Origin of the sequence: Streptomyces lincolnensis, from assembly GCF_021173675.1 — a bacterium.
GTDB classification, from domain to species: Bacteria; Actinomycetota; Actinomycetes; order Streptomycetales; family Streptomycetaceae; genus Streptomyces; species Streptomyces lincolnensis_B.
Map to the genome: position 1 here is coordinate 203115 of NZ_JAIHON010000002.1, position 26933 is coordinate 230047.

At 70.7% G+C, this 26933-nt stretch carries 20 protein-coding genes; 9 read left to right on the forward strand and 11 right to left on the reverse strand.

Annotated elements, in window-relative coordinates; all coding sequences use genetic code 11:
- Positions 1-98: 98 nt before the first annotated feature.
- On the reverse strand, positions 99-1133 hold the full coding sequence (locus K4B79_RS04475) for a LacI family DNA-binding transcriptional regulator (RefSeq protein ID WP_232024919.1): 1035 nt from the start codon (positions 1131-1133) through the stop codon (positions 99-101).
- A 452-nt stretch (positions 1134-1585) separates the two neighbouring features.
- Between K4B79_RS04475 and K4B79_RS04480 the strand changes: the two genes are divergently transcribed.
- The 4 genes from K4B79_RS04480 to K4B79_RS04495 all read left to right on the forward strand — a co-directional run bounded on the left by K4B79_RS04480 (position 1586) and on the right by K4B79_RS04495 (position 6710).
- On the forward strand, positions 1586-2854 hold the full coding sequence (locus tag K4B79_RS04480; RefSeq protein WP_232024920.1) for an extracellular solute-binding protein: 1269 nt from the start codon (positions 1586-1588) through the stop codon (positions 2852-2854).
- 111 nt (positions 2855-2965) lie between these two features.
- The gene (locus K4B79_RS04485) at positions 2966-3970 is read left to right on the forward strand and encodes a carbohydrate ABC transporter permease (RefSeq protein ID WP_232024921.1); all 1005 of its coding nucleotides are present in this window, start codon (positions 2966-2968) and stop codon (positions 3968-3970) included.
- A gap of 13 nt (positions 3971-3983) precedes the next feature.
- A complete protein-coding gene (locus tag K4B79_RS04490) occupies positions 3984-4895 on the forward strand; it encodes a sugar ABC transporter permease (protein ID WP_232024922.1) in 912 nt (303 codons plus the stop codon).
- Positions 4896-5033: 138 nt separating this feature from the next.
- Positions 5034-6710, forward strand: a complete 1677-nt coding sequence (locus tag K4B79_RS04495; protein WP_232025421.1) for a glycoside hydrolase family 13 protein — start codon at positions 5034-5036, stop codon at positions 6708-6710.
- A 94-nt stretch (positions 6711-6804) separates the two neighbouring features.
- Here the strand turns inward: K4B79_RS04495 and K4B79_RS47665 are convergent, their stop codons facing one another.
- Complete coding sequence (locus K4B79_RS47665) at positions 6805-7440, reverse strand: ester cyclase (RefSeq protein WP_308280389.1); 636 nt, start codon at positions 7438-7440, stop codon at positions 6805-6807.
- On the opposite strand from K4B79_RS47665, the gene K4B79_RS04505 reads away from it, so the two are divergent.
- The 4 genes from K4B79_RS04505 to K4B79_RS04520 all read left to right on the forward strand — a co-directional run bounded on the left by K4B79_RS04505 (position 7325) and on the right by K4B79_RS04520 (position 16292).
- A complete protein-coding gene (locus K4B79_RS04505) occupies positions 7325-8710 on the forward strand; it encodes an alpha-amylase (protein ID WP_232024924.1) in 1386 nt (461 codons plus the stop codon). The two genes, K4B79_RS47665 and K4B79_RS04505, sit on opposite strands and share 116 nt — an antisense overlap.
- 140 nt (positions 8711-8850) lie before the next feature.
- On the forward strand, positions 8851-14208 hold the full coding sequence (gene pulA, locus K4B79_RS04510; RefSeq protein ID WP_232024925.1) for a pullulanase-type alpha-1,6-glucosidase: 5358 nt from the start codon (positions 8851-8853) through the stop codon (positions 14206-14208).
- Between the two features lie 71 nt (positions 14209-14279).
- Positions 14280-15899 (forward strand): fused response regulator/phosphatase, encoded by a 1620-nt coding sequence (locus K4B79_RS04515; RefSeq protein WP_232025422.1) that lies wholly within the window; start codon positions 14280-14282, stop codon positions 15897-15899.
- Positions 15900-15932: 33 nt separating this feature from the next.
- Positions 15933-16292, forward strand: coding sequence for a 5-carboxymethyl-2-hydroxymuconate Delta-isomerase (locus K4B79_RS04520; RefSeq protein ID WP_232024926.1), 360 nt, complete (start codon positions 15933-15935; stop codon positions 16290-16292).
- A gap of 3 nt (positions 16293-16295) precedes the next feature.
- Here the strand turns inward: K4B79_RS04520 and K4B79_RS04525 are convergent, their stop codons facing one another.
- The 4 genes from K4B79_RS04525 to K4B79_RS04540 all read right to left on the reverse strand — a co-directional run bounded on the left by K4B79_RS04525 (position 16296) and on the right by K4B79_RS04540 (position 20005).
- Entirely contained in the window at positions 16296-16628 is a 333-nt protein-coding gene (locus K4B79_RS04525) for a hypothetical protein (RefSeq protein ID WP_232024927.1), read from the reverse strand.
- 102 nt (positions 16629-16730) lie between these two features.
- Entirely contained in the window at positions 16731-17420 is a 690-nt protein-coding gene (locus tag K4B79_RS04530; protein ID WP_232024928.1) for a TetR/AcrR family transcriptional regulator, read from the reverse strand.
- Between the two features lie 89 nt (positions 17421-17509).
- Positions 17510-19441, reverse strand: a complete 1932-nt coding sequence (locus K4B79_RS04535) for a hypothetical protein (RefSeq protein ID WP_232024929.1) — start codon at positions 19439-19441, stop codon at positions 17510-17512.
- A 48-nt stretch (positions 19442-19489) separates the two neighbouring features.
- Positions 19490-20005, reverse strand: coding sequence for a tetratricopeptide repeat protein (locus tag K4B79_RS04540; RefSeq protein WP_232024930.1), 516 nt, complete (start codon positions 20003-20005; stop codon positions 19490-19492).
- 135 nt (positions 20006-20140) lie between these two features.
- Between K4B79_RS04540 and K4B79_RS04545 the strand changes: the two genes are divergently transcribed.
- Positions 20141-20566, forward strand: coding sequence for a hypothetical protein (locus tag K4B79_RS04545; protein WP_232024931.1), 426 nt, complete (start codon positions 20141-20143; stop codon positions 20564-20566).
- Between the two features lie 78 nt (positions 20567-20644).
- On the opposite strand, the gene K4B79_RS04550 is transcribed toward K4B79_RS04545, so the two are convergent.
- The 5 genes from K4B79_RS04550 to K4B79_RS04570 all read right to left on the reverse strand — a co-directional run bounded on the left by K4B79_RS04550 (position 20645) and on the right by K4B79_RS04570 (position 26793).
- Positions 20645-22192 (reverse strand): DUF1996 domain-containing protein, encoded by a 1548-nt coding sequence (locus K4B79_RS04550; protein WP_232024932.1) that lies wholly within the window; start codon positions 22190-22192, stop codon positions 20645-20647.
- Positions 22193-22396: 204 nt separating this feature from the next.
- Positions 22397-23050, reverse strand: a complete 654-nt coding sequence (locus tag K4B79_RS04555) for a LuxR C-terminal-related transcriptional regulator (protein ID WP_232024933.1) — start codon at positions 23048-23050, stop codon at positions 22397-22399.
- Entirely contained in the window at positions 23035-24357 is a 1323-nt protein-coding gene (locus K4B79_RS04560) for a sensor histidine kinase (RefSeq protein ID WP_232024934.1), read from the reverse strand. Before K4B79_RS04560 ends, K4B79_RS04555 begins: the two co-directional genes overlap by 16 nt.
- A gap of 753 nt (positions 24358-25110) precedes the next feature.
- Entirely contained in the window at positions 25111-26154 is a 1044-nt protein-coding gene (locus tag K4B79_RS04565; RefSeq protein WP_232024935.1) for an NAD-dependent epimerase/dehydratase family protein, read from the reverse strand.
- Between the two features lie 93 nt (positions 26155-26247).
- Positions 26248-26793, reverse strand: coding sequence for a winged helix-turn-helix domain-containing protein (locus K4B79_RS04570; protein WP_232024936.1), 546 nt, complete (start codon positions 26791-26793; stop codon positions 26248-26250).
- Positions 26794-26933: the final 140 nt, after the last annotated feature.

Below are 26933 nucleotides of genomic sequence, written 5' to 3' on the forward strand. Positions count from 1 at the left end.
CGACCCGCACGTTCTCCGCCCGACGGACCCCCGAAACCTACTACCGCCGCAGGGCGAAGACCATTCTTCTCCACCCAGCGTAGGAGAGCCGACGACCGTCACGGACGCGAGCGTTCCCCGGGCGCCGAAGCGGTCGATCCGCGTACCACCAGCTCAGGCATGAACACGAACTCGCTGTGGGGCGCGGGAGTCCCGCCGATCTCCTCAAGGAGCGTACGCACCGCCGCCTGCCCCATGGCCGGGACGGGCTTGCGGACGGTCGTCAGCGGGGGATCGGTGAACGCGATCAGGGGGGAGTCGTCGAAGCCGACGACCGAGATGTCCCGGGGCACGTCGAGGCCGCGCTGCCGGGCCGCGCGTATCGCGCCGAGCGCCATCATGTCGCTGGCGCACACCACGGCCGTGCAGGAGCGGTCCATGAGGGCGGTGGCGGCGGCCTGGCCGCCCTCCAGGGTGTACAGGGAGTGCTGGACGAACTCCGACTCGACGGCGCCCGCCGCCAGCCCCAGCTGGTCCTGCATGGTGCGGACGAACCCCTCGATCTTGCGCTGCACGGGCACGAACCGCTTGGGGCCCAGGGCCAGCCCGATCCGGGTGTGGCCCAGTGACACCAGGTGCGTGACCGCCAGCGTCATCGCCGCCCGGTCGTCGGGGGAGATGAACGGCGCCTGCACCTTGGGCGAGAAACCGTCCACGAGCACGAACGGCACGCCCTGGGCGCGCAGTTGGTCGTAGCGCTGCATGTCGGCGGAGGTGTCCGCGTGCAGTCCGGAGACGAAGATGATGCCGGCCACGCCCCGGTCGACGAGCATCTCGGTCAGCTCGTCCTCGGTGGAGCCGCCGGGGGTCTGGGTGGCCAGCACGGGGGTGTAGCCCTGCCGGGTCAGCGCCTGGCCGATGACCTGGGCCAGGGCCGGGAATATGGGGTTCTCCAGCTCCGGGGTGATCAGACCCACCAGGCCCTCGCTGCGCTGCCGCAGCCGGACCGGGCGCTCGTATCCCAGGACGTCGAGGGCGGCCAGCACGGACTGGCGGGTGGTGGCGGCGACGCCCGGCTTCCCGTTGAGGACCCGGCTGACGGTCGCTTCGCTCACCCCCGCCTGCGCAGCGATGTCGGCAAGCCGTGTGGTCACAGGCAGCGACTGTACCGGGCGCCCCTCGCCTTGCCCACCGATCGGACGCCGGGGCCGGGCGGTTGAACGGCCCGCAGGGGGTTGCTGCCTCATGGCGGTCCCTCATGATTCGTCGTGATTCGTCGTCGGCGTCCGGTCCGCAACGGGATGGTCCCGCGCGGGAAGGGCGGACGGCAAGAGCTTGCAGAGTCTTGCACAAACGTCCGGGTGCCCGTCGGACCGGCGGGAAGCCCGGTTACATGCTGGTCTGGAGGAGGTCACGGCGGCGTAACTCTCGCAGCGCCTTGCAATTTTTTGCTGCAAGGCCTTTCGCGTCCGCTTACATCGCTGTTACGTTCGGCGACGCCCGGCGGCCGCAATGGCGCAGTCGGCAGGCGGGAGCGGCAGACGGGGCCGGGTCCTGCCAGGGCCCTGTGGGCCCACCCACGGGCTTTCACCCTCAAGGAGAACTCATGCGGCGTGGCATAGCGGCCACCGCGCTGGTGGCGTCCCTCGCCCTCGCGGCGACGGCCTGCGGCTCAAGCGACAGCGGCGACTCGGCCGACGGTCCGGTCACCCTCACCTGGTGGGACACCTCCAACGCCACGAACGAGGCGCCCACGTACCAGGCGCTGATCAAGGAGTTCGAGGCGGCCAACAAGGACGTCAAGGTCAAGTACGTCAACGTCCCCTTCGACCAGGCGCAGAACAAGTTCGACACCGCCGCCGGTTCCAAGGGCGCCCCGGACATCCTGCGCTCCGAGGTCGGCTGGACCCCCGCCTTCGCCAAGAAGGGCTTCTTCCTGCCGCTGGACGGCACCGAGGCCCTCGCCGACCAGAGCAAGTTCCAGCCCAACCTGATCGAGCAGGCCAAGTACGAGGGCAAGACCTACGGCGTCCCGTTCACCACGGACACCCTCGCCTTCGTCTACAACAAGGCCCTCTTCCAGAAGGCCGGCGTCGAGGCCCCCAAGACCTGGGACGACCTGAGGAAGGCCGCCGCCACGGTCAAGGACAAGACCGGCGTCGACGGCTACTGGGGCTCCACCCAGGCCTACTACGCGCAGGCCTTCCTCTACGGCGAGGGCACCGACACCGTCGACGCCGAGGCCAAGAAGGTCACCGTCGACTCCGCCGCCGCCAAGAAGGGCTACGGCACCTGGCTGAGCCTGTTCTCCGGCAAGGGCCTGCACAAGGCCGACACCACCGCCGACGCCTACGCCCACATCCAGGAGGCGTTCGTCAGCGGCAAGGTCGCCTCGATCATCCAGGGCCCGTGGGAGATCACCAACTTCTACAAGGGCACCGCCTTCAAGGACCGGAACAACCTCGGCATCGCCACCGTCCCGGCCGGCTCCACCGGCAAGGCGGGCGCCCCGACCGGCGGCCACAACCTCTCGGTCTACGCCGGCTCGGACTCCGCCCACCAGAAGGCGGCCCTGAAGTTCGTGAACTTCATGACCTCCGCGAAGTCCCAGACGCAGATCGCCCTGAAGAACTCCACGCTGCCGACCCGCGACGACGCCTACACCGCCGAGGTCAAGGCCGACCCGGGCATCGCCGGCTTCCAGACCGTCCTGCCCGCCGCCCAGCCGCGGCCCGCGCTGCCCGAGTACAGCTCCCTGTGGGGTCCGCTGGACTCCGAGCTGCCGCAGATCGCCGGCGGCAAGGAGTCCCTGGACGAGGGGCTCGGCAAGGCGAAGACCGCGATCGCCAAGCTGGTCCCGGACTTCAGCAAGTAAGCCCCGCGTGGGCCGTCGGATCCGCCAGAACGCCAGAGGGGGACGGATCCGACGGCCACCGGCCTGTGCCCGGACCGTGTAGGCCCAAGATCTTCCAGAAGGTGTCGAACCATGACAGTCGCCATCGACCGCGCGACCGGCAGGCGCCGCGGTGACCGCGCGCCGAAGCCCGGGCCGGTCCAACGCCTGAGGCGGGGCTACCAGAAGCACTGGTACGCCTACGCGATGATCGCCCCGGTGGTGATCGTCCTCGGCGTCCTCGTGCTCTACCCCCTGGTGTACGGCTTCTACCTCACCCTCACCGACGCCAACAGCCTCAACTCGGCGCGCACGATCGGCGTCAACCACATCGACGCCACCTACAAGTTCATCGGCTTCGACAACTACGCCGACATCCTGTGGGGCGACACCGCGTACGACCGCTTCTGGTCGCACTTCATCTGGACGATCGTGTGGACCGCGCTCTGCGTCACCCTGCACTACACGATCGGTCTGGGCCTCGCGCTCCTGCTCAACCAGAAGCTGCGCGGGCGCACCCTCTACCGGATGGTGCTGATCCTGCCCTGGGCCGTGCCGACCTTCGTCACCGTCTTCGGCTGGCGCTTCATGCTCGCCGACGGCGGCATCATCAACTCCTTCCTGGAGACCCTCCACCTGCCGACACCGCTGTGGCTGGAGGACACCTTCTGGCAGCGGTTCGCCGCGATCATGGTCAACACCTGGTGCGGGGTGCCCTTCATGATGCTGTCGCTGCTCGGCGGCCTCCAGTCCATCGACGCCTCGCTGTACGAGGCCGCCGAGATGGACGGCGCGACCGCCTGGCAGCGCTTCCGCCACGTCACCCTGCCCGGCCTCAGGAGCGTCAGCTCCACCGTCGTACTCCTCGGCGTGATCTGGACCTTCAACCAGTTCGCCATCATCTTCCTGCTGTTCGGCAACACCGCGCCCGACGCGCAGATCCTCGTGACCTGGGCGTGGTACCTCGGCTTCGGACAACAGCCGCGCGACTTCGCGCAGTCGGCGGCCTACGGCATCCTGCTGCTGGCCATCCTGATCGTCTTCACCTCCTTCTACCGCCGCTGGCTGAACCGCAACGACCAGCAGCTCGCGATCTGAGGCAGGAGTCCCCATGAGTACGACCACAGTCGAGACCTCCGCCGCGAAGACCGCGCGGACCTCCTCGGCCGGCACCTCCGGCGGGAGCCGGCGCCGCGGCGAGATCGGCCCCGGCGCCCGCCTCGCCTCCCACGGCATCCTGATCGTCGCGAGCCTGGCCGCGCTGTTCCCGATCGTCTGGCTGGTCTATCTGTCCCTCGGCCCGGACAAGGACGACTACCTCCACCCCGGCGGCATCTGGGGCAAGATGACGTTCGACAACTACACGTTCGTCCTTCAGAACACGAAGTTCTTCGACTGGCTCCAGACCACGCTGATCGTCGTGCTCGGCACCACCCTCATCGGCGTGGTCATCTCCGCCACCACCGGCTACGCGGTCTCGCGGATGCGCTTCCCGGGCTACCGGAAGTTCATGTGGGTGCTACTGGTCACCCAGATGTTCCCGGTGGCCGTACTCATGGTGCCGATGTACCAGATCCTGTCGGACCTCCAGCTCATCGACACGTACCTTGGCCTCATCCTGGTGTACTGCACGACCACCATCCCGTACTGCGCGTGGCTGATGAAGGGCTATTTCGACACCATCCCGTTCGAGATCGACGAGGCGGGACGCGTCGACGGGCTGACCCCCTTCGGCACGTTCGCCCGCCTCATCCTGCCGCTGGCCCGGCCTGGCCTGGCGGTGGCCGCCTTCTACAGCTTCCTCACCGCCTTCGGCGAGGTCGCGTTCGCGTCCACGTTCATGCTGTCCGACACGAAGTACACCTTCGCGGTCGGCCTGCAGACCTTCGTCAGCGAGCACGACGCACAGCGCAACCTGATGGCGGCGACGGCCGTGCTGATCGCGATACCGGCCGCCGCGTTCTTCTACTTCGTGCAGAAGAACCTGGTGACCGGGCTGACCGCCGGTGGCACGAAGGGGTAGGGGGCGAGCAAAAGACCCGAGGTGGTCGCGGTCTCCATCCGACCCCGCTGTGACCGCGGCCGCCTCGTCATCCCCGTCCCCTCCCCATACGCACACCTGAACCTGAACCTGATGACCCCGTTACGTAGCAAGGACGCCATGAGCCAGCAGCACTACGCCACTGCCCAGGCACCGACCCCCGCCAAAGCCCAGCGCAGCGACTGGTGGAGGGACGCGGTGATCTACCAGGTCTACCCGCGCAGCTTCGCCGACAGCAACGGCGACGGCATGGGCGACCTGGAGGGCATCCGCTCCCGACTGCCGTACCTGCGCGACCTGGGCGTGGACGCCGTGTGGCTCAGCCCCTTCTACGCCTCGCCGCAGGCCGACGCCGGCTACGACGTGGCCGACTACCGGGCCGTGGACCCCATGTTCGGCAACCTCCTGGACGCCGACGCGCTGATCCGCGACGCCCGCGAGCTGGGCCTGCGGATCATCGTCGACCTGGTGCCCAACCACTCCTCCGACCAGCACGAGTGGTTCAGGCGGGCGATCGCGGAGGGGCCCGGATCACCGTTGCGGGACCGGTACCACTTCCGTCCCGGCAAGGGCGAGAACGGTGAACTGCCGCCCAACGACTGGGAGTCGATCTTCGGCGGACCGGCGTGGACGCGGATCACGGAGCCGGACGGCTCGCCGGGGGAGTGGTACCTCCACCTCTTCGCCCCCGAACAGCCCGACTTCAACTGGGAACACCCGGCCGTCGGCGACGAGTTCCGCTCGATCCTGCGCTTCTGGCTGGACATGGGCGTGGACGGCTTCCGTATCGACGTGGCCCACGGCCTGGTGAAGGCGGAGGGTCTGCCCGACATCGGGGGCAGCGACCAGGTGAAGCTGCTGGGCAACGATGTCATGCCGTTCTTCGACCAGGACGGCGTGCACGAGATCTACCGGCAGTGGCGCACGATCCTCGACGAGTACGCCGGCGAGCGCATCTTCGTCGCCGAGGCCTGGACGCCGACCGTCGAGCGCACCGCCCACTACGTCCGCTCCGACGAACTGCACCAGGCCTTCAACTTCCAGTACCTGAGCACCGCGTGGGACGCGGCGGAGCTGCGCGAGGTGATCGACCGCACCCTGGAGGCGATGCGCCCGGTGGGCGCCCCGTCGACCTGGGTGCTGTCGAACCACGACGTCACCCGCCACGCGACCCGCTTCGCCAACCCGCCCGGCCTCGGCACCCAGATCCGCACGGCGGGCGACCGCGACCTGGGCCTGCGCCGCGCCCGCGCCGCCACGCTGCTGATGCTGGCGCTGCCGGGATCGGCGTACATCTACCAGGGCGAGGAACTGGGCCTGCCGGACGTCGTCGACCTGCCCGACGAGGTCCGGCAGGACCCGGCCTACTTCCGGGGCGCCGGGCAGGACGGCTTCCGTGACGGCTGCCGGGTGCCGATCCCGTGGACGCGCACGGGTCCGTCGTACGGCTTCGGCGGCGGGGGCAGCTGGCTGCCGCAGCCGGAGGGCTGGGGCGAGCTCTCCGTCGAGGCCCAGACCGGTGTGCCCGACTCCACTCTGGAGCTGTACCGCACCGCCCTCACCGTCCGCCGCAGCCGGCCCGACCTCGGCGCCGGCGACTCGGTGGAGTGGCTCCGCGCTCCGGAGGGTGTTCTCGCCTTCCGCCGCGGCGAGTTCGTGTGCGTCGCCAACACGAGCGGCGAGTCGGTGACGACCCCGGCCTACGGCCGTGTGCTCCTCACCAGCGGCGAGATCACCGAGGCGGACGGCGAGACGAAGGTCCCGTCGGACACCACGGTGTGGTGGACGACCGCCTGACAGGCAGCCGACCGCCTGACGGCCTGACAGGCAGCCGACCGCCTGACGGACCGCGCGACTTCGGAGGGCCCGCCACGGCGGGCCCTCCGGGGTGTCAGGCGGACCCGTCGGAGAGCACGCCGAGCTGTCGCAACTGCGTGAAGACGTCCACCACGCCCCAGATCTCGGCGATACGGCCGTCCTCGAAGCGGAAGACGAAGATCTCGTCGTACCTGACGGCCCGGCCGGTCGGCGCGAGGCCGCGGAACTCGCCCCGGTGGGTGCCGGTGACCGTGTTCCGGGAGACGACCCGGTCGCCCTCCGCGATCACGTCCTCCACCGCGACATGGATGTCCGGGAAGGCGCGCAGAAGTACCTCCCACACCCGCTTGAGCGCTCGCGCGCCGGTCTCTCCCATCGGCACCGGGGCGTGGAACAGCACGGACGGGTCGGCCCGCCGAGACGTGACAGACCGACGCGCCCGTGAGCGCGGGGTGGTCGAGAAGGGCACCCCAGGACGCCGTGTGAAAGTTCTTGCCGTTGCTTTCAGGGCTCTTGCTGTAAACCTTGCGCCGGCGGTACGTTCACGCCGGCGCCGGGCAAAGACGCCCGGCCGTCCGGCAAGGAGCCCCCACGTGATATCGAGATGGTCCGCGACCGCCACCTCCGTGGCCACCGCGCTAGCCGCCGCGGCGGCCGTGCTGGCCCCCGGCACCGCCCACGCCTCCCCGCCCGGCACCAAGGACGTCACCGCCGTCCTCTTCGAGTGGAACTTCGCCTCCGTCGCCAAGGAGTGCACCACCACCCTCGGCCCGGCCGGTTACGGCTACGTCCAGGTCTCCCCGCCCGCCGAGCACATCCAGGGCCCGCAGTGGTGGACCTCGTACCAGCCGGTCAGCTACAAGATCGCCGGCCGGCTCGGTGACCGCTCGGCGTTCCAGAACATGGTCAGCGCCTGTCACGCGGCCGGGGTGAAGGTCGTCGTCGACACCGTCATCAACCACATGTCCGCGGGCAGCGGCACCGGCACCGGCGGTTCGTCGTACTCCAAGTACACCTACCCGGGCCTGTACTCGTCCCCCGACTTCGACGACTGCACCGGCCAGATCACCAACTACCAGGACCGCTGGAACGTCCAGCACTGCGAACTCGTCGGCCTCGCCGACCTGGACACGGGCGAGTCCTACGTCCGCGGCGCGATCGCCGGCTACCTGAACGACCTGCTTTCCCTCGGCGTCGACGGCTTCCGCGTCGACGCGGCCAAGCACATCGACACCGCCGACCTGGCGAACATCAAGTCCCGGCTGAGCAACCCGTCGGCGTACTGGAAGCAGGAGGTCATCCACGGCAGCGGCGAGGCCGTCCAGCCCACCGAGTACACGGGCAACGGTGACGTCCAGGAGTTCCGCTACGCCTACGACCTCAAGCGGGTCTTCAACAGCGAGAACCTCGCCTACCTGAAGAACTACGGCGAGGGCTGGGGCTACCTGAGCAACTCGGTCGCGGGAGTCTTCGTCGACAACCACGACACCGAGCGCAACGGCTCCACCCTGAGCTACAAGGACGGCGCCAACTACACCCTCGCCAACGTCTTCATGCTGGCCTGGCCCTACGGCGCCCCGGACATCAACTCCGGCTACGAGTTCTCCGACACGGACGCCGGACCCCCGGGCGGCGGCTCGGTGACCGCCTGTTGGCAGGACGGCTGGAAGTGCCAGCACAACTGGCCGGAGATCAGGTCCATGGTCGCCTTCCGCAACGCCACCCGCGGCGAGGCGGTCACCGACTGGTGGGACAACGGGGGAGACGCCATCGCCTTCGGCCGGGGCGCCAAGGGCTTCGTGGCCATCAACCACGAGTCGGGCTCGCTGAGCCGCACGTACCAGACCTCGCTGCCCGCCGGGACGTACTGCAACGTGCAGAACAACACGAGCGTGACGGTCGACTCCGGCGGCCGGTTCACGGCGACGCTGGGCGCCAACACGGCCCTCGCGATCCGCGCCGGGAAGGCGAGTTGCTGAGCCCCGGACGAGCGAGGGCCAACTCCCGCCGCTGAAAGTTCTTTCCGTTACTTTCAGGACTCTTGCTGTAAGCCTTTCGGCGGCGATACGGTCACGCGGGGTCGGACCCACAGAGCCGTACGCGCAAGGAGTCCACTGCTGTGATATCGAGACGGCCGGTGCCGCCCAGGCGCCGTATCCACCGTGCCGGAAAGGTCGCCGCGGTCACCGTGACCGCGGTGGCCGCGGCACTCGTCCAGCCTCTCGCGGCTCGGGCCGACACCCCGCCCGCGCCCCCGTCCGACGCGAAGCTGGCCAAGGCCGAAGCGCGCCACGACCTGACCCGCGAGCAGTTCTACTTCGTCCTGCCGGACCGTTTCGCCAACGGGGACACCTCCAACGACAGGGGCGGCCTGACCGGTTCGCGCCTCGCCACCGGCTACGACCCCACCGACAAGGGGTTCTACCAGGGCGGCGACCTCAAGGGCCTGGCCAAGAGGCTCGACTACATCAAGGGCCTCGGCACCACCGCCCTGTGGATGGCCCCGATCTTCAAGAACCGGCCCGTGCAGGGCACCGGCGCCAACGCCTCGGCCGGCTACCACGGGTACTGGATCACCGACTTCACCCAGGTCGACCCGCACTTCGGCACCAACAAGGACCTCGAAACCCTCATCTCCAAGGCCCACGCCAAGGGCATGAAGGTCTTCTTCGACGTCATCACCAACCACACCGCCGACGTGGTCGACTACGAGGAGAAGTCCTACGAGTACCTCTCCAAGGGCGCGTTCCCGTACCTGACGAAGGACGGCGAGCCCTTCGACGACGCCGACTACGCGGCCGGCACGAAGGGCTTCCCGGACGTCGACACCGACTCCTTCCCGCGCACGCCGAAGGCCGCCGCCGACACCAAGGTCCCGTCGTGGCTCAACGACCCGACGATGTACCACAACCGCGGCGACTCCACCTTCGCCGGTGAGAGCTCCACGTACGGCGACTTCTCCGGTCTCGACGACCTGTGGACCGAGCGCCCCGAGGTCGTCGGCGGCATGGAGAAGATCTATCAGCGCTGGGTCAGGGACTTCGACATCGACGGCTTCCGGATCGACACCGTGAAGCACGTGAACATGGAGTTCTGGACCCAGTGGGCCACCGCCCTCGACGCCTACGCGGCCGAGCGGGGGCGCGAGGACTTCTTCATGTTCGGCGAGGTCTACTCCGCCGACACGAACGTCACCGCCCCGTACGTCACCCAGGGCCGCCTCGACGCCACGCTCGACTTCCCCTTCCAGGAGGCGGCACGCCAGTACGCCTCCCAGGGCGGCAGCGCACGCAAGCTCGCGGGTGTCTTCGGCGACGACTACAAGTACACGACCGACAAGGCCAACGCCTACGAGCAGGTCACCTTCCTCGGCAACCACGACATGGGCCGCATCGGGACCTTCCTGAAGCAGGACAACCCGAAGGCCACGGACGCGGAACTCCTCGCCAAGGACCGGCTCGCCAACGAGCTGATGTTCCTCGGCCGCGGCAACCCCGTCGTCTACTACGGCGACGAACAGGGCTTCACCGGAGCGGGCGGCGACAAGGACGCCCGCCAGACGATGTTCGCGTCCAGGACGGCCGACTACCTCGACGACGACGAGATCGGCACGGACCGTACCCACGCCAGCGACGCCTACGACACGAACGCCCCGCTGTACCGGCAGATCGCCGACCTGTCCAGGCTCCGCAAGGCCAACCCGGCGCTGACGGACGGCGTCCAGACCGAGCGGTACGCGGCGGACGGCGCCGGGATCTACGCCTTCTCGCGCACCCGGGCCGGCCGGGAGTACGTCGTCGCCCTCAACAACGCCGACGGGCCCAGGTCCGCGACCTTCGCGACCGGCTCGGCGAACATGGCCTTCAAGGGCATCTACGGCACTGACGCACAGGTCACCTCCGGCGCCGACAAGAAGATCACCGTCACCGTCCCCGCCGGCTCAGCGATCGTCCTCAAGGCCGCCGGCAGGCTCGCCGCACCCGCCACGAAGCCGACGATCACCGTCGAGGCCCCGGCCACCGGCGCCACCGGCACCGTCGACATCACCGCCGACGTCGACGGCGGGCAGCTCAACCGGGTCGTCTTCGCCGCCCAGGTCGGCGACGGCACGTGGCGCACCCTCGGCTCCGCCGACCACGCGCCCTACAAGGTCACCCAGACCATCGGCAAGGACGTACCGCCCGGAACGGCCCTGCGCTACAAGGCCGTCGTGATCGACTCGGCGGGCCGGACCGCCGGTGCCACCGCCACGAGCACCACCGGCACCCCGCCCGTCCAGGAGCCCCCGTCGGCCTCCTCCCGCGACTACGCGATCGTCCACTACAAGCGCGCCGACGGCGACTACGACACCTGGGACCTGAACGTCGAGGGCGAGCGCCATCCGTTCATCGGCAGGGACGCCTACGGCGCCTTCGCCTACGTCAAGGTGAAGCCGGGCACCTCGGACGTCACCTTCCGCGTCGTCGGCCAGGACGGCACCGAGGACGTCCCCGCCGACCGCACGATCGACCTCACCCGGACCGGCGAGGTCTGGATCGAGCAGGGCAAGGAGGCCGTACAGACGGAAAGGCCGGAATACCCGGCGCAGGACACGACGAAGGCGATCCTGCACTACCACCGTGCCGACGGGAACTACGACGGCTGGGGCCTGCACGTCTGGACGGGCGCCGCGAACCCCACGGACTGGTCGAACCCGCTGCAGCCGGTGCGGACCGACAGCTACGGCGCGGTCTTCGAGGTGCCGCTCAACCCGGGTGCCACCAGCCTCAGTTACATCCTCCACAGGGGCGACGAGAAGGACCTCCCCACCGACCGGTCGCTCGACCTCACCGCCGACGGCCACGAGGTGTGGCTGCTGAGCGGTCAGGACAAGCACCTGCTCCCGCAGCCGCCCGGGTCCGCCGCGGCGCTCGACCTGAGCACCTCCAAGGCGGTCTGGATCGACCGGGACACGGTCGCGTGGAACGGCTCGGAGGCGGCCGCCTCCACCCAGCTGCTGTACTCGCGCGACGGCTCGATCACCGTGGACAAGGGCACCCTGACCAGCGACGACGAGCGATGGCTGCGGCTCACCCGGACCACGCTCACCGACGCCCAGAAGGCCGCGTTCCCGCACCTGAAGGACTACACGGCATGGTCCGTCGACGCCCGCGACCGCGACCGCGTCGAGCAGGCCCTCACCGGACAGCTCGTCGCCTCCCAGCGGGCCGCGAACGGCGCCGTGCTCGCGGCGACCGGCGTCCAGATCGCCGGCGTACTCGACGATCTGTATCCGGCCGCCACGAAGGCCGAGTTGGGCCCGACCTTCCGCGACGGCCGTCCCACGCTGTCCGTCTGGGCGCCCACGGCACAGTCGGTGAAGCTGGAACTCGACGGCTCCGCCGTCAGGATGCGGCGCGACGACACCACCGGAGTCTGGTCCGTCACCGGCCCCAGGTCCTGGAAGAACAAGCCCTATCGGTACCTCGTGAAGGTGTGGGCGCCCGGCGTCGGCCAGGTGGTCACCAACAAGGTCACCGACCCCTACTCGGTCGCCCTCACCACGGACTCCGAGCGCAGCCTCGTGGTCGACCTGGACGACAGGTCGCTGGCCCCGAACGGCTGGTCGACGTACACCAAGCCCGAGGCCGTGCCGCTGAAGGACGCCCAGATCCAGGAGCTGCACGTCCGGGACTTCTCCGTCGCCGACCGGACGGCCACCGCCCCCGGCACCTACCGCGCCTTCACCGACAAGGACAGCGACGGCTCCAAGCACCTGCGTGAACTCGCCAAGGCGGGCACGTCGTACGTCCATCTCCTCCCGGTGTTCGACCTCGCCACCGTCCCGGAGAAGAAGTCCGACCGGGCGACCGTCGACTGCGACCTGGCCGCCTTCCCCGCCGACTCCGACAAGCAGCAGGAGTGCGTGGCGAAGGCCGCCGCGAAGGACGCCTACAACTGGGGCTACGACCCCTACCACTACACGGTGCCCGAGGGCTCGTACGCGACGGACCCCGACGGCACGGCCCGTACCGTCGAGTTCCGCGAGATGGTCAAGGCGCTCAACGAGGACGGCCTCGGGGTCGTCCTGGACGTCGTCTACAACCACACGGCCGCGAGCGGCCAGGCGAGAACGAGCGTCCTCGACCGGATCGTGCCCGGCTACTACCAGCGGCTCCTCGCCGACGGCTCGGTGGCGAACAGCACCTGCTGCGCCAACACGGCCACCGAGAACGCCATGATGGGCAAGCTGGTCGTCGACTCCGTCGTCACCTGGGCCAGGGAGTACAAGGTCGACGGCTTCCGCTTCGACCTGATGGGCCACCACCCGAAGGCCAACATCCTGGCGGTCAGGAAGGCCCTCGACGGGCTCACCCCCGCCAAGGACGGCGTGGACGGCAAGAAGATCATCCTGTACGGCGAGGGCTGGAACTTCGGCGAGGTCGCCGACGACGCCCGGTTCACGCAGGCCACGCAGCAGAACATGGCGGGCACCGGCGTCGCGACCTTCTCCGACCGGGCGCGGGACGCCGTACGCGGCGGCGGGCCCTTCGACGAGGACCCCGGCGTCCAGGGCTTCGCGTCCGGGCTGTACACCGACCCCAACTCCTCGCAGAACAACGGCACTCCGCAAGAGCAGAAGGCCCGCCTGCTGCACTACCAGGACCTGATCAAGGTCGGCCTGTCCGGCAACCTCGCCGACTACCGCTTCACCGACACCGGCGGCCGGCAGGTCAAGGGCTCCGAGGTCGACTACAACGGCCGGCCCGCCGGCTACGCGGACGCCCCCGGGGACGCCCTCGCCTACGCCGACGCGCACGACAACGAGTCGCTGTTCGACGCGCTGACGTTCAAGCTGCCCGCCTCGACGAGCGCCGCCGACCGGGCCCGGATGCAGGTCCTCGCCATGGCGACGGCCGCCCTCTCGCAGGGGCCGGCCCTCTCCCAGGCGGGCACCGACCTGCTGCGCTCCAAGTCCCTGGACCGCAACTCCTACGACAGCGGCGACTGGTTCAACGCCATCCACTGGAACTGCGCCGACGGCAACGGCTTCGGACGCGGGCTGCCGCCGGCCGCCGACAACGCCTCCAAGTGGCCGTACGCCAAGCCCCTGTTGAGTTCCGTGAAGGTCGGCTGCCCGCAGATCGAGGGCGCCTCGGCCGCGTACCGGGACCTGCTCAGGATCCGTACGGCGGAGCCGGTGTTCTCGCTCGGCACGGCCGGCCAGGTGCAGTCGGAGCTGTCCTTCCCGCTGTCGGGGAAGGACGAGACACCCGGGGTGATCACCATGGAGCTCGGTGATCTGGTCGTGGTGTTCAACGCGACGCCGACCCGGCGGGAACAGCGGATCGAGGCGCTGGCCGGGACGGCATATGCCCTGCACGCGGTACAGAAAGCGGGTGCGGACTCTACCGTCAGGTCGTCGTCCTACGAGCGGGTTTCGGGCACCTTCGCCGTTCCCGGACGGACCGTGGCCGTATTCTCCCGTACTTCCTGACAAGGGCATTACCTTGGTGGGGCGGACCGTGAACCCGGTCCGCCCCACCGGTGCTTTCCAAGGGCTGGCAGATGGACGTCGACGGCAGGCTGACAGGCACGACCGTGATGGTCGTGGACGACACGGAGGTCAACCGGTACGCGATGGGTACCGTGCTGAGCCGCGCCGGGCACCGGGTGGTCCCGGTCGCCACCGGCGGGGAGGCCCTCGCCGAACTCGACACACGGCTGCGCAAGGGCACCCTGCCGGACGTGGCGCTCGTCGACGTGGGGCTGCCGGACATGAGCGGCTTCGACCTGTGCCGGCTGCTCAAGGAGCGGCCGCACACCGCCGGGATGCCCGTCGTGCACTTCTCGGCCGCCGCCACGGCCCCCGTCAACCGCTGCCAGGGCCTGGACGCGGGATCCGAGGCCTATCTGAAGGTGCCCGCCGAGCCCCTGGAGATCGAGGCGGTGGTCCGGGCCGCCGTACGCAACGCCCAACTGCGGGCCGACGACCGGGCGCTGGTCCGGCGGCTCACGCTGCTGTCCGAGACGATCGTCACCATCCAGGCGGCGCGTTCCCTCCAGGAACTCGCAGGAGCGGCCGCCGAGGGCGTGTCCCGGCTCACCGGCACGCCCGCCGCCGTCTTCGTCCTCGACCAGGACGGCCGGCTCCACCGCGGTCTGTCGCGGGACCGTATCCCCGTCGCCCTGCCGGACGAGGACGCCGACCGCACCGTCGCCACCCTGCTGCGGCGGCTGGGCCGGGGACAGGCCGGCGTGCAGCTCACCACGGTGCCCGCACAGCTGTGGCCGACCGGGTTCTTCCGGCCCGGTGTGGAGCACGACGCCCGCCTCGCGCTGGCCCTCGCCCAGGACGGCAGGGCCGCGGTGTGCCTGGCCGCGCCCGCGCGTGGGATCCGCCGGGTGGGCCTGGAGAGCGAGACCCTGCTGGCCCAGCTCGCCCAGGCCACCGCGCTCGCCGCCGAGCCGCTGCTCATGTACCAGGTCGAGCGGCATGTCGCCCTCACGTTCCAGCGCAGCTTCCTGCCCCAGCCGCAGCGGCTGCCCGACCTGCCGGGCCTCGACGTCGTGGTCCGCTATGTGCCCGCCTCCCGGCAGACGGAGATCGGCGGTGACTTCTACGCCGCCCTGCGCACCGACGCGGGCGTGCTCACCGCGGTCGGCGACGTCGTCGGCCACTCGCTGGAGGCGGCGACCGTCATGGTCGAGATCCGGCACGCGCTGCGCGCCTACGCCGTCGACGAGAGCGACCCGGCCGTGCTCGCCGAACGCCTGGACCGGATGCTCCAGCGCTACCACTCCGACGTCACGGCCACCGTCTGCCTGGCCCTGGTCACCCCCGACACCGGACGCGTCCGCATCGCCAACGCCGGCCACATCCCGCCGCTGCTCATCCGCGACGACGGCGACGCCGACTACGTCAAAGCCGCCGGTCCGCTGCTCGGCGTCGGCCTGTTCCACCCGGAGCCCACCGAACTGTTCCTCGACCCCGGCGACCGGCTCCTCATGGTCACCGACGGCCTGATCGAGACCCGCGGCACAGACCTCTCGGCCTCCATGGAGCAGCTCCGCGCGGCCGCCTCCGGCTCCCTGCCCGGCCTGGACGCCCTCTGCGACACCCTCCTGGCCTGCTTCGGGCACGAGAGGGAGGACGACATCGCGATGCTGGCCCTGCGGCTAGGGTGACTCGTGACGCCGTAGAACAGGAGTGCCCACGCCATGCCGCAGATCACCGTCGACCACTCGTCCTTCCTCTCCTTCGACCGTGAGGGCTTCGCGCGGGACCTGCACACCGCCGTCGTGGAGATCGCGGCCGCCAAGCCGGAGGCCTGCAAGACGCAGTTCCGCCCCAGCGAGGTCACCGCGTTCGGCTACGAGGACCCCACCGACCTCGGCCACGCCGTCGTCCACGTCACGATCGGCCTCCTCACCGGCCGCACCGACGAGACGAAGGCCGAGCTGACCGAGGCCGTGCTGCACCTGCTGAAGAAGCACGTGGAGGACGACGGCCCCGCTGTCCTGCACGCCTCGGCCGAGGTACGCGAACTCGACGCCTCGTACCGCAAGTTCGAGGCCTAGGCCTCAGCCGCCGTACTCGATCGCCGCGCCGCCGACACCGGTGGTGAGCGGGCCGTCGCATCCGACACCGGTGCTGCTGGTCCCGCCCGGCGGTACGTACATCCAGTTCGAGTAGCCGTCGAGGGACCAGCCGCAGATGGCGCGGACGGAGAACGCGTGCGTCTGCGTTCCGGGGTTGTAGCACTCGCCGTAAGCGGTGTCGTTTTTGATCCAGGTGTGGCACCGAAGCACATTGCCCTCGGCTGCCGCGGGTGAGGCGGTCGCGAGGCCGACTCCGCCGGCGAGGAGGATCCCGGCTGTTCCGGTGACCAAGGCGCGCTTGTAGAGGTTCTTCATGGCGTGCCTTTCTGTTCCCACCCGTTTCCAGGTGTCCGGATCAGTCAAGGCCACAAGCGCCACGGCCGGAACCTGAGACCTCCGAGGGTCCCTGGACCGGCGCTACGAAGCCAGCACGATCAGCTTGGCGGCCAGGTCGGTGAACGGGCCGTCCTGCGGCTCGTCCTTGAGTATGTGGCGCAGCAGCTCGGTCATCTCCTCGTCGAAGGCCGCGCTCACCGCGGCGAGCGCGGCGAAGTCGTGGACGAGCTTCAGTTCCAGCTCGGCGCGCGGGATGCGTCGGCCGTCCAGCCAGATCAGGGCCGTCGACTCGACCAGTGAGATCCAGGAGCGGATGACCATGTCCAGCCGGGCGGGCGGGTCCTCCACCAGCAGATGCGAAAGAATCTGGTCATACGCGATCTGCCGTACGGAGTCGATGAGCGCGTTCGTCGCCGACGAGCCCACCGCCGGACCGCCGCGCATCAACGCCGAGAAACCGGGCCCGTGCTCGTCGACGAAGTCGAAGAAGCGGCGCATCACCCGCAGCAGCCGGCCCCCCAGCGGACCTTCGTGCGGTTCCACGAACCGGCTCGCCAGATCCTCCGCCGCACGCTTCAACGCGGCCTCGTACAGGCTGAGTTTGCCGGGGAAGTAGTGGTAGACCAGCGGCCGTGAAATGCCCGCGGCCGCGGCTATCTCGTCGATGGAGACCTCGTTGGGCGAGCGACGGCTGAACAGGTCGAGGGCGACGCCGATCAACTGCTGCCGCCGCTCCTCGACTCCCATTCTTCGGCGTACCCCGGTAGTCATACGAACACCTTACCGATCGGATCCGGCCCCGAACGGGCCGGTCCGACCACCGGTGTTCACCGGTCGAGCGTCTGCTCGCACATGGCCGGCTAGCCGAGCCCGTTGACCGACCGGCCGTTCTCCAGCGTGCCCTTCAGACCGGCCTGGGCGCCCTGCCGGGTCTTCACCGCCAGCAGGTTGCCGCGGGCGGAGCCGGCGACGCCGCCCGTCGCGCTGACCGACGACGTGCCCCGGCTGCCGGCCGCGAGGAGATACCAGGACCCGGCCCCCGACTTCCACAGCACGCCGGCCAGCACATGCGGGTCGCGCGGGCCGCAGGCCGGGACGTTCTCGGCCTTCGCCGCGACGGCGCCGAACGCCCCGCCCGGCGTGTGGAACTGCGCCAGGACGCGCGTGCCGTCGCCCCGCCAGGTCTCGGCGCGCGTGCACACCCAGGTCGCCGAGCCGCTCGCGTCGGGCAGCGGCTGCGCGGCGTACTCCCAGGCGTTCACGGACCGGACGCCCTGCGAGCGCACCGCGGACAGCGAGCAGGCGAACGGTGCCCAGGCCCGCAGCGCCCGGGCACCGGAGGCATCGCGCGCGGACCCCGGACGACCCGCGGTGAGCCGGGCCGGGACCAGTTCGCCGAGGTCCGACGCCAGGCGGGTGCCGGAGGCGTCGGTCAGCTGCAGCACGTTCCAGGAGGCGCAGGAGCCGGTCTGGACGGCGGGGCTGGCCATCGGCGCGGTGACACCGTCGGTCAGGGTGAGGTCCATCGCGCCCGAACCCGGCTTCGACAGATCCCGCTCGGCCGCCTTCGTCACCCAGGGGGCCATGAGATAGCGGACGTTGCCGTCGGCGCGGCCCAGCACCACCGCGCCCGCCTCGGCCCCGGACGCGCCGTCGACCCGCGCGAAGTCGAGCGCGGCGCCCTGCGTGCTGTCCTTGGGCTCGGCGTACCGGGCGATGCGCAGACCGTCGTAGAGGATCACCACGCGGGCGTTGTCGACGGTTCCGGCGTACAGCAGCTGGGGCGGTCCGGACGGGCCGCCGGCGGGGGTGCCGGGGGTGACGGAGACCTGGACGGTCTCGCCGGGTCGGGCCCAGACGGCGAGGGCGCGGCGCAGCAGCGCCTGGTCCCCGGTGAGGTCACCGCGCGCGGGCCACACGGAGAAGTCGGTGCGGGCGGAGGTCTTCCACGCGGCGGGCGCGACCCTGGTCACCTGCTCCGGGTCCAGGGCCGCCTGGGCCGCCGGATTCTGCGCGTACACCGGCGCGGCGGCACCGTCCCGGCCCCAGCCGTCGCCGGGCAGGCCGAGCAGCGCCCCGCACACGGCGACGGCCGCGGCACCGGCGAGCGCGGCCCTCATGTGCTGCCTGCGCCGCATCAGATCGGTGGGCCGGGCCTGCAGCGAACAGGCGTCGAACTCGGGGGAGTCCAGCAGCGCGTACTGCGCCGGTACGCCGTCGGCCTCCTCCAGCGCGCCGTCCGCGTCCTCGACCCCCGCGGCCGACAGGACCTTGCGTACGTCGCCGTCCGGGAGCTTCTCCAGGCCGCGCAGCACATACGCGGCCCGGCCGGGCCCGGACAGGGCCGACAGCCGCTGGTCGAGGGCGAGTTCGTCGGCACCGCCGGAGCGCGGGAAGAGCTTCAGGCCCCACACCTGGGGCAGCAGCGGCGGCAGCTGGGACCGCTTGGGCCAGGCCCGCAGGCTGAGCGGCACGCCCGCCTCCAGCGCCGAACGCAGCACCCGCAGCCGGACGAAGGCGTACCCAGGGTCGCCGTCCCGGCCGGTCGACTGGGCCGGGATCACCGGTGCGGAGGACCGGCTGCGGGGAAGGGCGCGCTGGGTGAGGGCGTGTGCGGTCAGGACCCGCCTGCTCCGGCCCAGGCCGGGCGGCAGCACCAGATGGGCGAGCCGGACGAGCCGCGGGTAGTGCTCGACCAGCGCGGCCTCGGCCTGCTCGACGTCGACGACGGGATCGGCCGACGAGGCGGCGGAGGAGGGGGCGGGGCGCGGGGCGACATCCTGTGACTGCACGTTCAGCAGAACGAGCGAATCGTTGGATGGTCACCTGGCTGCGGAGAGTTACCCTCCGGGCCGGTCCGGCGACGGCTCCACCAGCGCCCGTGCGTAGTTCGCCATGGACCGCTGGTAGCGCGGCAGATGGGGCGCCAGGGCGCCGAGCACCAGGGACAGGCCCTCGCGGTCCCGGCCGAGGCTGGACAGACACAGCGCGAGCGTCGCCCGTACGGCGTCGTCCAACTCGTCGGAGGGCCCGTCCAGTTCGGGCATCAGCAGCTTGACGCCCTCCTCGGCCCGCCCGACGTTGCGCAGGGAGCTGGAGAGCTGGATCCTGGCCCGGCGCCCCTGGTAGCCGTCGAGGCCGCGCGCGAGCGCCTCGCGGTACAGCGGCACCGCTTTGTCCGAGCGGCCGGTCGAGTCCCAGGCGCAGGCCTGCTCGAAGGGGCCGCGGGCGCTGCCGTCCGGCAGTTCGGCGACCAGCGCGTCGATCACGGCCCGGAAATCGGCCGCGTCCGCCTCCGCATAGTCGTCGAGGGTCGCCCAGGCGGCGGCCACACGGTCTTCCCAGTCCTGGTTCACCGGCTCACCCTCGCACACGCGTCCCAGCGAACGCACCGGTATTTTGAGCGCTCCGGGCGTCGGAGCCGTATCGACAACGAGGGCCCCTCGCCGGGGCCCCGTGCGGCATGTGGCCGGAAGGAACCGGAGGATCAGATGAAGGTGACCCGACCGAGCCTCGCGCTGGCCGGCGCGGCGGCGGTACTGGCACTGGCGGGCTGCGGATCCGGCGAGGCCGCCGTTCCGGAGACGGCCACCGGCAGCCTCGAACACCTGGCCGCCGAGGCGAAGTGCAAGCCGAACATGCAGACGGACGCGGACGAGATCCGCCAGGCCCTGTGCAAGAACACCGACGGCCGGTTCGTCCTCGCGACCTTCGCCACCGACCGCGGCCAGCGCGAGTGGCTGAACGGCGCCAAGGACTACGGCGGCTACTACCTCGTCGGCCGCAAGTGGGTCGCCGTGGGCGAGGAGAAGACGGTCGACGCCCTGCAGAGCAAGCTCGGCGGGGACATGGAGGAAGGCTCCGAGCACATGAACCCCGGCGGCAGCCACAACCAGAGCGGCGGCCACCAGGGCTGAAACACCGGACAACGTGAAAAGGCCGGCGGTGGGAATTCCCACCGCCGGCCTTTTCAGTGGCTCAGGACCGGTTCAGAACTACTGGCAGTCCTGCCCGCTGTTGATGCACTGGACCATCTGGTTCATCACGTTCTCGTCGAAGAAGTTGATGAAGTCGTTGTGGTCCGTGATCGGCTTGTGCAGCTGGTCCGGGAAGGAGTCCACCGCGAACGGGTTCGCGAGCTGCCCGTTGTTGATCTGCGGGGCCGGGACGTCGTAGACCAGACGCACCTGGAGCTGGGGGATGGCCTGGAAGCCGTTCGAGCAGGTGCCGTCCGCCTCCACGAAGTCCACGTGGGTGCGGTGGTTGGCGCTGTCGATGTTCTGGCCGTCCCAGCAGCTCTGGAAGTTGGACGTCCGCACCACGCTGCTGCCCTCGGGGCAGATCGGGTACTTGTCCGTCACCTGGCGGTCCTCGAAGCCGGTGCAGCTCCAGGACGTGTTGGCGTTGTTCAGACCGTTGGTGAAGGACTTGGCGTCACCGGTGATGATGCGCAGCGCGGTCGGCATCGCGACGACATCGCTGGTGCGGTTGCCGACGAACTTCAGCTCGGCCTGGGCGGGCTCGACGATCTTGCCGACGTTGCCGTCCTGACCGCCGCCGGGCTGGCCCTGGTCGATGTCCTGCGTACCGTCCTGGATCCGGATGACCGGCCAGAAGTACGTCGACTTGTCGCCCTGGTTCTGGCAGGTCGTCTCGCCGTTGGCCAGGTCCTCGTCGCTCGCGAAGGCGTTGTTGTTCTGGTTGCCGACGTAGTCGTGCTGGTGCTGGGCACCGTTGGACACGCCGGGCGCCACGATCACGTTGTCCGAGTTGCGGTTCTCGTTCTCGTTCGTGCCGCACTGGGTGGTGAAGCTGCCCGTCGAGCCGCCGTCGCCGTTCGCGGCCAGGCCGTTCGGCAGGTTGCGGGAGTTGGGCTGGACGTCCTCGATGTTGATGAAGTCGTCGGCCGCCGGGCCGTTGCCGGCCTGGCCTCCGTTGCCCTGGTTCCCGCCCTGGTCCTGACCGCCACCCTGGTCCTGACCACCGTCGTTCTGGTCCTGACCGCCGTTGTTCTGGTCCTGACCGCCGTCGTTCTGGCCGCCGCCGGCGTTGCCGTCGTTGGTCTCCGGCTGCTCGGCCGGGACGCCCTGACACTGGGCGAACTGGTCGAGGCCCTGAGGCCGCTGGCCGCCGGCGCGGTTGATGTTGATGCCGATCCGGTCGAGCGTGGCCACACGCTTGGACTTGAGCGGGCCGAGGATGGCGTTGTTGACGAAACCGGCGTCACCGGCCTGCGCCTGACGGGTGTCCGCCAGACGCTTGTAGGCCTCCGTGATCTGCCTGTCGAGCAGCGCCAGCTCCTTGGCCACACCCTTACGCGCGCTCTTCGGCACCTTCGTCAGCTTCTGGCCGACGTCGGGGCAGTTGATCGTCGCGATCTGGTTCGCGGTGGCCTTCGTCCTGTTCTGCCCCGAGCCCGACTCATGGGCCGAGGCGTAGAAGTTGGCCCAGATCAGCCCGCCCCCACCGAGCGCTAGGGCCGCCGCCCCGGCTACGGCCTTGGTGGCCATCGGCGTGCGGCGTTTTCTTGTGTTGCGTCCCATGGAACTCCTCTGACTTCCTTGCGGGGCAGCATCGAGGCGCCCGACAGGAGTGAAGCGGCGCCCCTGAATACGGAAGCGGTCCCACGGGTGTTCACCCGTCTCAGAAATTGCTGAGAGATTCTGAAGACATTTCCGACCCAACTGCACAGGAAACACCGGCAGTTGTTGATCCACCACGGCAGGTGCGGAACCGGCGGGCCGATATCAGCCGTCCTGGTCCAGATAGGCGAGAACCGCCAGGACGCGGCGGTTGTCGTCGTCCGACACCTCCAGGCCCAGTTTGGCGAAGATGTTGGAGGTGTGCTTGGCGATCGCCCGTTCCGTCACGACCAGCTTCTCGGCGATCGCCGCGTTGGAACGGCCCTGCGCCATCAGCTCCAGCACCTCCACCTCGCGCGGGGTCAGCCGCCCCAGCGGCCGGTCGTCGGCCGCCCGCCGGGACAGCAGCTGCTGGATCACCTGCGGATCCATCGCCGTCCCGCCCGCAGCCACCCGCCGTACGGCGTCCACGAACTGCTCCGCGTCGAACACCCGGTCCTTGAGCAGGTAGCCGACCCCGCCGGTGCCGTCGGCGAGGAGTTCACGGGCGTACAGCTGCTCCACGTGCTGCGACAGCACCAGCACCGGCAGCCCGGGTCTGTCGCGGCGGGCGTCCAGCGCGCACTGCAGGCCCTCGTCGGTGTGCGTGGGCGGGAGCCGGACGTCCACCACGGCGACGTCCGGCTCCAGTTCGGCGAGCGCGCGGGCCAGCTCGGGCCCGGTCTCGACGGCCGCGGCGATCTCGAAGTCGTAGGCCTGAAGGAGCCGGACGAGTCCGTCGCGCAGCAGGAACAGGTCTTCGGCTAGGACAACGCGCAAGGGATCTCCAGGGTGACCATGGTGGGGCCGCCCGCTGGAGAGCTGACGGCCAGGACGCCGTCGAATGTACCCAGTCGCCGCTCGACTCCGGCGAGTCCCGAGCCGGCTCCGATCACCGCGCCGCCCTTGCCGTTGTCGGTGACGGAGATCCGCAGCATGCCGGCGCCTTCGACGCCTTCGTCCACTACGTGATGCAGGTCGATCCAGATCCGGTCGGCGCCGGAGTGCTTGACCGCGTTGGTGAGCACCTCGCTGACCGCGAAGTACGCGGCCGACTCCACGGGGGCCTCGGCGCGACCGGACAACTCCACGTTCACGTCGGTGGGGACGGGCATCCGCAGCGCCAACGCCCGTACGGCGTCGCCCAGTCCGCGTTCGGCGAGGACCGGGGGGTGGATGCCGCGGACGAGTTCACGCAGCTCGGTCAGGGCGTCGGCGGAGGACTGGCGGGCCTGCGAGAGAAGGCGCCTGGCCTGCTCCGGGTCCTTGTCGAGGAGCATCTCGATGGTCCCCAGGTCCATGCCCATGGCGACCAGCCGGGCCTGCGCCCCGTCGTGCAGGTCCCGCTCGATGCGCCGCAGTTCGGCGGCGGAGGTGTCCACGGCGTCCCGCCGGGTGTCGGTCAGCACCTTCACGCGCTCGGCCAGTTCGCGCTGGTTGGAGGCGAGAACGGCCCGGGTGAGCCGGAAGTGGGCCTCCAGCAGCCGCGGGGTGAAGAAGTGCGCGAGGAAGAGGAGCCCGAGGCCGAGGGCGCCGGCGGCGAGCGCGGTGGCCTGCCCGGTGACCGGGACGAAGCCGTACCAGTACCCGTCGGGGAAGACCCGCCACAGCCCCGCCGCCAGCGCGAACCCCTCCAGCGGGTAGATCAGCAGCGCGGCCGGCAGGACCGCCGTGACGAACCCCGCCGTCATGTCCACCGGCAGCCACCGCAGATCCCGCCAGGTCGCCGGGTCGCGCAACATCCCGAAGGTACGCGTCCACGGGTTGGCGCTCTCGGACACCGGCCGGTACGCCGACGGGATCCGCACCCCGCACCACTCGGCCGCGAGAACCCGCCGCCAGTCCGCGAAGATCCGTACGCCGGTGAGCACCCAGGGCGTGGTGACGATCCCCACGCCGATCGGGATGAGCGCGATCGACACCAGGGAGAGCACGAAACAGAGCACCGCCCCCGGCAGCACCACCAACGCCAGCCCGAGCCCCCGCAGTGCCGCAAGCCCCGTCCCCCGGGCCCTGGTCCCCTTGCCGCTGCCGCTGCCGCTGCCGCCGCCGCTGTTGCCGCTGTCACTCATAGTCTCGGTGGTCATGGCGCAAGTCTGGCCGAGCCCGGGACACCGGTCACTGGTGCTGAGCGGCCGGTCGGGGGGTGGTGCCAGATACACCACTGGCGGTGCTTTCCAATCTTCGGCTGCGCTCTCCACCCCGGGTGGCGCTCTCGAACCTTCGGCGGTGCTTTCCACTCCGGGCGGCGCTCTCGAACCTTCGGCGGTGCTTTCCACTCCGGGCGGCGCTCTCGAAGCTCCGGCGGTGCTTTCCACCCCGGGCGGCCCTCTCCACCTCCGGCCGCGTCACCGCCACCCGTCCGTCCTGCTGCCGTCCGGTCTGCTTCCGTCCGGCTGCACCGCGGGCGTCTGCCTCGCCCGGGTCGGACCCGCCCCGCCGTCGCCCGTCCCGCTGCCGCCAGCCGCCCCGGCTCCCGTTCGCCCCGCTCCCGTCCGGCTGCGCGACTGCATACGTCCTGCTCCCGTCCGCCCCGCTGCGCCGCGGGCGTCTGTCTCGCCCGGGTCGGACCCGCCCCGCCGTCGCCCGTCCCGCTGCCGCCAGCCGCCCCGGCTCCCGTTCGCCCCGCTGCCGCCGACCGCGCCGCCGGTTTCCGCCCCGCATGAGCCCGTCGCCCCCGTCGGCCCTCACCTCGCCCCGGCTCCGGCCCCAGCGCCCGCCCCCGTGCCCGTCGGCCGCGCCGCGGACACCCGCTTCGCTTCGGGTGACCGAGCTGTCGGCGCCCGCCTCGCGGAGCCGGTCGTGGCGTCACCGGCCTTTGTCCCGTCGGTGCTGCCGCCTCAGCGCGTGCCCCGGTTCTTCGTCAGTACCCTCGCCTCCAGTTCCGGGTCGAGGCCCACCTCGGGGCGGTCCGGGCGGTGGGGGGCCGTGCCGTCGAGGCTCTGGAGCCAGGTCCAGGTGTCGGTGACGGTCTGGGCGACGGGGCGGGTGCGGAGGCCGGTCGCGAGGGCGCGGGAGACGTCCGCGGTGTGGAGGGCGCCGTAGGCCTCGCTGTCCGGGGGCAGCCATACGGGCAGGTGCAGCCATGGTTCGATGCCCGCGTCGAGGATGGCGTCCGGGTCGGTCCAGCGCAGGTCGGCGGTCGAGCCGGTGGCCCGCGCGCAGGCGTCGAGCAGGGTGCCCATGGTGGCGTGGCCCGGGGGACCGACCAGGTTGTAGGGCCCGCTCGACCCGCGCTCCACCCCGTCGAGGATCCACTCCGCGAGGTCACGGACGTCGATGTACTGGAGGGGGAGGTCCCGTGGCCCGGGGGCGAGCACCGGGCCCCCGCGGGCGATCCGGTTCAGCCACCACGGCAGCCGGCCGATGTTCTCGTACGGGCCGAGGATCAGCCCGGCGCGCACGAGCAGGGAGCGGTCCGCCCCGAAGGACTCGACGGCGGCCAGCTCACCGCCCCGCTTGTCCCGGGCGTAGTCGGTCTGCCCGGCGTCGGCCGCGGCGCCCTCCACCACCGGCGCGTCCTCGTCGGCCCCGACGGCACGGGGCCAGGTGTACACCGAGGAACTCGACACGTAGACGTAGCGCCCGGCGCGGCCCCGCAGCAGCCGCGCCGTGTCCCGCACCACGTGGGGCGCCGCCGACCAGGTGTCGACGACCGCGTCCCAGTCGTCCTCGCCCCCGCCCTCGCGCCCCGCTTCACCCCCGGTCCCGGCGAGCGCGGCGAGCCCGTCGGGCGCGGTGCGGTCACCGTGCAGCGACCGCACCCCGGCCGGGGGCGCGTGCCGCCCACGATGGAAGACGGTCACGTCCCAGCCGCGCCCGAGGGCCGCCTCGGCGACGGCCCGTCCCACGAACTCGGTCCCACCCAGCAGCAGAAGTCTCATGCGGGTGACTGTGCCCGCAGCGGGCGCGGAACGGAACGGCACTCTGCCCTCAGCAGAGGGGACCCGGCACCGCCCCCTCGGCCCCGCCGGGGATCAACGCCCTGTCGGCGGCGCGTACTTGTACCCGACCCGCCGGATCGTGCGGATCGCGTCGCGGTGCTCCGCGCCCAGCTTGCGGCGCAGCCGGGCGATGTGGACGTCGACGGTACGGCCGTCGCCCACATGCCCGTACCCCCACACCGTGGTGACCAGCTGGTCGCGGGTGTGCACCCGGTGCGGGTGCGCCACGAGATGGGCGAGCAGCTCGAACTCCAGGTAGGTCAGATCGAGTTCGCGCCCGTCCACGGCGGCGGTGCGCCGCACGGTGTCGACCCGGACGAGCGGATCGCCCGCGCCGTCACCGGCGGCCGGCACGACCGGCGCCGTTCGGTCGGCCGGGACGAGCACCAGGTAGCCGATCATCGGCGGCTGCCCCGGCAGGGTGGGCAGCGTGTGCTGCGGCGCGGGCAGCCAGGTGGCACCCGGCGGCAGGAAGTCCGGGACGTCGATCACCTCGTCGGGATCGACGGCACGCAGCCGCTGCCGGGCGGGGAAGGAGGCGGGGGCAGGGGCGGAGGACAGGGAGCGAGTGGTCGCCATGAGAGGTCAGCTCTTTCGCGCGAGAGGGTCGTCGGAAGGGACGTACGCCGTGGCGCGCTGGCCGAAGGCCGGGTGGGTGTACGGCTTTAGAGGGCCGGCGCGTTCTTCGCGCGACAACACACCCGGTCGAAGTCGTGATG